Source organism: Paenarthrobacter sp. NPDC057981 (genome assembly GCF_042886835.1).
In the GTDB taxonomy this organism is placed as follows: Bacteria; Actinomycetota; Actinomycetes; order Actinomycetales; family Micrococcaceae; genus Arthrobacter.
This window is the reverse complement of record NZ_JBHVQI010000032.1, coordinates 41,288-47,430: the sequence shown is the minus strand read 5'-3', so window position 1 is coordinate 47,430 and position 6,143 is coordinate 41,288. Positions and strand designations below refer to the sequence as shown.

General features: G+C 62.4%; 8 protein-coding genes. 5 read left to right on the top strand and 3 right to left on the bottom strand.

The genetic code is table 11. The features are described from left to right. Positions 1-57: 57 nt before the first annotated feature. Positions 58-1,734 (bottom strand): AMP-binding protein, encoded by a 1,677-nt coding sequence (locus tag ACFVSI_RS20175; protein ID WP_387827671.1) that lies wholly within the window; start codon positions 1,732-1,734, stop codon positions 58-60. An 83-nt stretch (positions 1,735-1,817) separates the two neighbouring features. On the opposite strand from ACFVSI_RS20175, the gene ACFVSI_RS20170 reads away from it, so the two are divergent. Continuing rightward, positions 1,818-2,096, top strand: a complete 279-nt coding sequence (locus ACFVSI_RS20170) for a putative quinol monooxygenase (RefSeq protein WP_387827669.1) — start codon at positions 1,818-1,820, stop codon at positions 2,094-2,096. A 95-nt stretch (positions 2,097-2,191) separates the two neighbouring features. Here the strand turns inward: ACFVSI_RS20170 and trxA are convergent, their stop codons facing one another. Beyond that, positions 2,192-2,569, bottom strand: a complete 378-nt coding sequence (gene trxA, locus ACFVSI_RS20165; RefSeq protein WP_387827666.1) for a thioredoxin — start codon at positions 2,567-2,569, stop codon at positions 2,192-2,194. 141 nt (positions 2,570-2,710) lie between these two features. Here trxA and ACFVSI_RS20160 point away from each other — a divergent pair, with 141 nt between their 5' ends. Genes ACFVSI_RS20160 through ACFVSI_RS20150 form a run of 3 tightly spaced genes read left to right on the top strand, consistent with a single transcriptional unit; the run spans position 2,711 to position 5,170 of the window. Then, positions 2,711-3,385 carry a TetR/AcrR family transcriptional regulator gene (locus ACFVSI_RS20160; protein WP_387827663.1) on the top strand — a complete coding sequence of 225 codons (675 nt, stop codon included), beginning with the start codon at positions 2,711-2,713 and terminating at the stop codon, positions 3,383-3,385. After that, positions 3,382-4,377: an ABC transporter ATP-binding protein gene (locus ACFVSI_RS20155; protein ID WP_387827660.1), complete on the top strand. Its 996-nt coding sequence runs from the start codon at positions 3,382-3,384 to the stop codon at positions 4,375-4,377. Before ACFVSI_RS20160 ends, ACFVSI_RS20155 begins: the two co-directional genes overlap by 4 nt. Then, complete coding sequence (locus ACFVSI_RS20150) at positions 4,370-5,170, top strand: ABC transporter permease subunit (RefSeq protein ID WP_387827657.1); 801 nt, start codon at positions 4,370-4,372, stop codon at positions 5,168-5,170. Before ACFVSI_RS20155 ends, ACFVSI_RS20150 begins: the two co-directional genes overlap by 8 nt. Here the strand turns inward: ACFVSI_RS20150 and ACFVSI_RS20145 are convergent. Then, complete coding sequence (locus tag ACFVSI_RS20145; RefSeq protein WP_387827654.1) at positions 5,167-5,712, bottom strand: acyl-CoA thioesterase; 546 nt, start codon at positions 5,710-5,712, stop codon at positions 5,167-5,169. The genes ACFVSI_RS20150 and ACFVSI_RS20145 overlap by 4 nt on opposite strands. Positions 5,713-5,908: 196 nt before the next feature. Here ACFVSI_RS20145 and ACFVSI_RS20140 point away from each other — a divergent pair, with 196 nt between their 5' ends. Continuing rightward, positions 5,909-6,127 carry a hypothetical protein gene (locus ACFVSI_RS20140; protein WP_387827652.1) on the top strand — a complete coding sequence of 73 codons (219 nt, stop codon included), beginning with the start codon at positions 5,909-5,911 and terminating at the stop codon, positions 6,125-6,127. The last annotated feature ends 16 nt before the right edge of the window (positions 6,128-6,143 follow it).

Below are 6,143 nucleotides of genomic sequence, written 5' to 3'. Positions count from 1 at the left end.
GTCACTTATGGCCCATGTTCACCGCGATTATGGGCCATAAGTGACCCCGCGTTGCTCTTACAAGTGGAGGCGAGACACTGCTTCCTGGCGCATATCCACTTTGCGGACTTTCCCGGACACGGTCATGGGGAAGCTCTCGCGGACGTCGATGTAGCGGGGAATCTTGTAATGCGCCAGCTTGCCCCGGCAGTACTCAGCCAGGCCATCGGCCGTCAAGGGCTCGGCGCCGGGCTTGAGGATGATGCACGCCATCAGTTCCTCGCCGTACTTGGCATCCGGAACGCCGATCACCTGAACGTCCTGGATGGAAGGGTGCAGGTAGAGGAATTCCTCGATCTCGCGCGGATAGATGTTCTCCCCGCCGCGGATCACCATGTCCTTGATGCGGCCTTCGATCACGAGGTAGCCGTCTTCATCCATGCGGGCCAGGTCCCCGGTGTGCATCCACCCGTCAGCGTCGATGGCCTCGGCGGTCTTGTCGGGCTGGCCCCAGTACCCCTGCATCACGGCGTACCCACGGGTGCAGAGCTCACCGATCACACCGCGCTCCACCACCTCCCCGGACCCCGGATCCACAATCCTGCTCTCCAAATGCGGCATGGTCCGGCCCACCGTGGACGTTCGCTGCTCCAGGGTGTCCCCGGCCCGCGTCATGGTGGACACGGGTGAGGTCTCGGTCATCCCGTAGCAGATGGCCACGTCCACCATGTGCATCTCGTCGATCACCCGTCGCATCACCTCGATGGGACACAGTGAACCCGCCATCACACCGGTGCGCAGTGTAGAGAGGTCATAGGAGCCGAAATCTTCCAGCGCCAGCTCTGCGATGAACATCGTCGGCACCCCGTACAGCGAGGTCCCACCGAAATCCTGCACCGCTTCCAGCGCCGCCGATGGGTTGAAACCCCGGCCCGGAATGATCGTGGCGGCCCCGAAGCTGAGCGCATTCAGGTTTCCGATCACCATGCCGAAGCAGTGGTAGAACGGCACCGGTATCACCACGCGGTCGTGCTCGGTGTAACCCAGCAGCCGCCCGATGGAGTGCCCGTTGTTGAGGATGTTGTGGTGTGTCAGCGTCGCACCCTTCGGAAATCCGGTGGTCCCCGAGGTGTATTGCAGATTGATGGGATCGTGCGGGTCCAGTTCCGCCATGCGCTCGCGCAGCGCTGAAAGTCCGACGCCGTCCGCCCGGGTCAGCAGCTCGGCATACGTCAGCTCGTGCCCGGCTTCAGGAACCCCCGCGGTCAGTCCAGCTGCCGGATCGCCGGGAAGGAAGACGATCTCCTTAAGTTCGGGGCAGGTGTCGGCCGCGTCCCTGGCCATACCGACGTAGTCGCTGTTCTTGTCCCTGGGCGCAGTAACCAACATCCGCATGCCGTTCTGTTTCACCACGAATTCCAGTTCATGGCTCCGGTACGCGGGGTTCACGTTGACCAGCACCGCCCCGACCTTCGCTGTGGCGTACTGGAGGATGGTCCACTCGGCACAGTTGGGACTCCAGATGCCGATCCTCTCCCCCTTTGCCACCCCCATGGCGAGCAGCGCGCGGGCGAGGCGATCGACGTCGTCGTTCAACTTCTGGTAGCTCCAGCGGCGGGCGTCACCGCCCGGCGAAGAGGCGGCCTCGATGAGCGCGTCCCGCAAGGGAAACTGGGCGGCGATGCGCTCAAAATTTGCGCCAATGGTCTCTTCGAGCAACGGGACGTCGGTGTCTCCGGCGGTGTAGGACAACATGACGGAACGCTACCAAGCCCTGCCGCGCAACAGAACCGTAACCACCTCCAGGGCTGCCGTGTCCTGCCGGTAGGGTTGAACCCATGAGTGCACCCATTGACCTGAAGGCCACGTTCATCCCTAACGAAGGCGAGTTCTACCGCGTGAAACTCGCGTTGGAAATCGCCATTGACGAGGTAGTCAACGAGCCCGGCTGCATCCGGTACGAACTGACCGAAGCCACCGAAGAAAAGCTCGTTCTCACCGAACGCTGGGAATCCGAGGAACTGCTGGAGAAGCACTCCAAGGGCATCGCCGTCCAGGACCTGAACGAGTCCCTCAGCGCTTTGCTGGCCGAGCCTGTGCAGCTGGAACGTCTCTAGTTCGCCGCTGGTTCGCCAGTTCGCCTTAAACCATCGAGGTCGCCGGAAATTTCCGGCGACCTCGATGTGTTTCCAGCGAACTCGCTGGATGGTGTCTAGTTTTCCTGTGCCTCGGCACGGGACTTGGCAACGTGGGCGTGGACTTCTTCCATGTCCAAGCCCTTTACGGCCTCAATGACCTGTTCAAGCTGCTGGGCGTTCAGGGCGCCGGGCTGCGAGAAGACGAGCACCTTTTCGCGGAAGGCCATCAGCGTGGGGATGGACGTGATCCCGGCTTCCGCTGCTAGCTGCTGCTCGGCTTCGGTGTCCACCTTGGCGAAGAACACGTCGGAGTGCTTTTCCGACGCCGCTCCGTAGGTGGGCGCGAACTGCCGGCAGGGGCCGCACCATGCAGCCCAGAAATCCACGAGGACAATATCGTTCTCCTCGATGGTCGATGCGAACTGTTCACCAGTAATGTCAACTGTAGCCATGCTTCCACCGTACGCGTCCCTGAGCGGTAAGTCGCGCGGAGGGGCACCCTGTTCGCTTCCCGCGTCACCGGGAATAAAAAGTCCGGCGCAGGATCCGGGGACCTATTGATCAGTGCTGAACAAGTGTTTAGCGTATTAAACATGCGTTCAACCGCAGACGATTTAACCACCAGGGCACGAATCCGCGATGCCGCCATCGGCCTCTTTGGTCGTGAGGGTTTTGCCCGCGCAACGGTCCGCGGTGTAGCGACTGCCGCCGGGGTCAGCCCCGGGCTCGTCATCCACCATTTCGGCACCAAGGCCGGGCTGCGCAAGGCCTGCGACCAGCATGTCCTGGCCCAGACAGCCGACCAGGGGCGCGAAAAGTCAGACCCCGGTTCGACTGGCAAACTCATCCAGGACTACTTGAACAACCCGGATCAATACACGGAAGAGATCGCCTACATCCGCCGCAGTCTGGCCGATGAATCCGAAGCTGGTGACGCGTTTTTTGACGCGGTCGTAAAACAGAGCGAGGACATCATCCTCACCGGCATCGCCGCGGGCACCATACGGGAATTCGACGACGTCCGGTCCATTGCGTTGGTGATCGCCTCCAACAGCCTGGCGATCCTCATGCTGGGTCGTCATCTCTCACGAACCCTCGGAGTCCCGGCACCCGAACCCAACGGCATTGGCCCAGACCTTCTGCGCCAGCTCACCCTGCCTCTTCTCGAGATCTATACCCACGGTTTCTATGCTGACGCGCGTTTCCTGAACGCAGCCCGCGAAGCCATTGAAGGAAACACCAACAACGGAAGGGAGCATGCCCCGTGACCCAAGCAATCGTCGTCGAGGGGTTGCGAAAAAAGTTCGGACAGCGCGAGGTCCTGCACGGATTGGATTTCGCTGTGGAGTCAGGGACAGTCTTCGGCGTGATCGGGCCGAATGGGGCGGGTAAAACCACCACAATGCGCTGCCTGTTGGACATCATCCGGCCCAGCGCCGGTTCCATCTCCATCCTGGGTCAGGATCCCAGGCGGTCGGGAACCGCCTTGCGACGGCGGATCGGGTACCTCCCTGGCGAGCTGCATTTGGAGAACCGCACCACAGGCCGCCGGATGCTGGAACATTTTGCCGCCATCAGCGGGCCTGTGGACCAGCGGCACGTCAACTCTCTCGCCGACCGGCTGCAGCTGGACCTGGACCGCCAGACCCGCAAGCTGTCCAAGGGCAACAAGCAGAAACTCGGGCTGCTGCAGGCATTCATGCACAAACCCGAACTTCTCATTCTGGACGAACCCACCAGCGGCCTGGATCCCCTGGTCCAGCAGGTCTTCCACGCCATGGTCCGCGAAGCCGTGGACGACGGGGCCACAGTCTTCCTCAGTTCGCACGTGCTGAGCGAAGTCCAGCAGGCCGCGGACGCCGTCGCCATTCTTCGCGACGGCGGAATCGTCACGGTTTCCACTGTGGAGGCCCTCCGGACAGCAGCGGTAAGGCAGCTTCGCTTCAACAGCACCGGAACAGAAGCGCACGACGTCGGTGCGCTGCTGGCCAGGGTGCCGGGGGTCGCCAATGTGGCGGTCCGGGAGCTGACGCCCGACGGGCATGCCGCGGGGACGGTCGAAGCCACGGCCACGCTGTCCGGCCCCGTCCAGCCCCTGGTCCAGGAGCTGGCCAAGCTGAACCTGACGGACCTGGTGTTGGAGGAGCCGGATCTGGAGGAAGCTGTCCTGACGCTCTACACGGGCGACGAAAGTCCTTCCACCCATGAAGAATCACGGCATAGAGCCCTTAAGCAACCGGAAGGAGCCCACCATGCCTAGGCCGCTGCCGCTGTTCACGAAGGCACTGACGGATTCGTGGCGTTCGACCCTGGCTTGGGCTGTGGGTTTGACTGGCGCCATCATGCTGTACCTGCCCCTGTATCCCTCCATCGGCGGCAGCTCCCAGATGCAACAAATGATCGATGCCCTCCCCCAAGGCATGACCAAGGCCTTGAACTACGATCAAATCGCTACCGGTCCGGGCTACACCCAGGCCACGTTGTTCGGGCTCATCGGGTTCCTGCTGATGTCCATGGCCTCCGTGGGTTGGGGCGCGGCAGCAGTGGGCGGCGACGAGGAGTCCGGGCTCCTGGAGCTGACCTTGGCCCATAGCGTCACGCGCGTACAGATCGTGCTGGAGCGGGCCTTGGCGCTGATCGTTCGCATCGCGATCCTCACTGCCCTTGTCTTCGTGCTGGTGCTGGTACTGAACGGGCCCGCCCAGCTAAGTATCGACGTCGGGCATCTTGCCGGCGCGGTGCTGCTGTTTGCTGCCTTGGCCCTGCTGAGCGGTACCGCCGCGTTGTTTGTCGGCGCGCTCAGCGGAAGGAAGGTGTATGGAGTCGCTGCCGGCGCCGCAGTTGCGGTCCTCGGCTACGTTTTCAACGCCGTCGGCCGGCAAAGCCCCAACGTGGACTGGCTGCTGAACCTTTCCCCGTATCACTGGGCTTATGGCAATTCACCGGTGGCCAATGGGGCCGACTGGGGCGCGGTGACCGGGCTGTACGCCATTTCGGTTGCCCTCATTGCGCTGGGAGCCTTTGCCCTGCAACGCCGGGATGTCGGGGTCTAACTCCACACGTGAGGCGCGGGACGGCGGGCCCCAGGCAGTCCGTTGTTCCCGCGCCATTCATGGATCCACTCCGGCAGTTCAAGATCGGCCGGCGGTGCGCCAAACTCAGCGATGATTTCTTCCTGGGTCACCGGCTTGCCTTTGGCGACCAGGCGCGTGGCGATGTAGCCGCGTGCGTAGATCTCTCCATCCACCACCATGCGCTGCTCGAAGTAGATGGCTTTCGTGTCCAGGCCGATGATGCGGGTTTCAATGGTGTAGCGCTGCCACAGCTGCAAGGACTTCCGGAAGGCGATGGTCTCCCCTGCTGCAACAGGGCTCCAGCCCCGCTTACGCATTTTGCCCCAGACCCCGCTGCGCACCATGAGGTCGAAGCGACCCAGGTCCATCAGGGAAAAGTACATGCCGTTGTTGACGTGCAGGGCGATGTCAATGTCCGTGGGCAGCACACGCAAAGGCAGCGAAGATTCTTCCCAAACACCCAACGGCGAGCGCTTGGGGGACGTGAACAGCAGCATGAGGGTACGGATAAGCAGGTGCATGGCAGCTATGTTACCCGTGGGTAACATGCAACGGAAGGTACCGACCGCGATGTGGGACGCCCTTTTGGCGGCCGCGCCCTTGCACCCATTCGGCCAGTTTTATGTCCAACGATTGCACTAACGTTTACCGCAGGTTCACGAAAGACGTGCACAATATCTGGAACTCGTATTGGAAGAACACATCAGGGGGATCCCTTTGAGTACGCTGCAAACCACCCGGCCCCACGGCGACGTCTGGCCCGAACTCCAACGCCACCAGGCGGTGGTGCTCCAGGACGCCCGCGGGAACCGGATTGAGGGAACCCTGGACGGCATGACCGATGACCGCAGCACCCTGTGGATCCAACTCAAGGGTGGCCTGGGACGCCAGCTGATCCACCACCTGGACGGCTATTGGCTGGAAACAACCGTCTGATTCTCCTTCCGCAGGC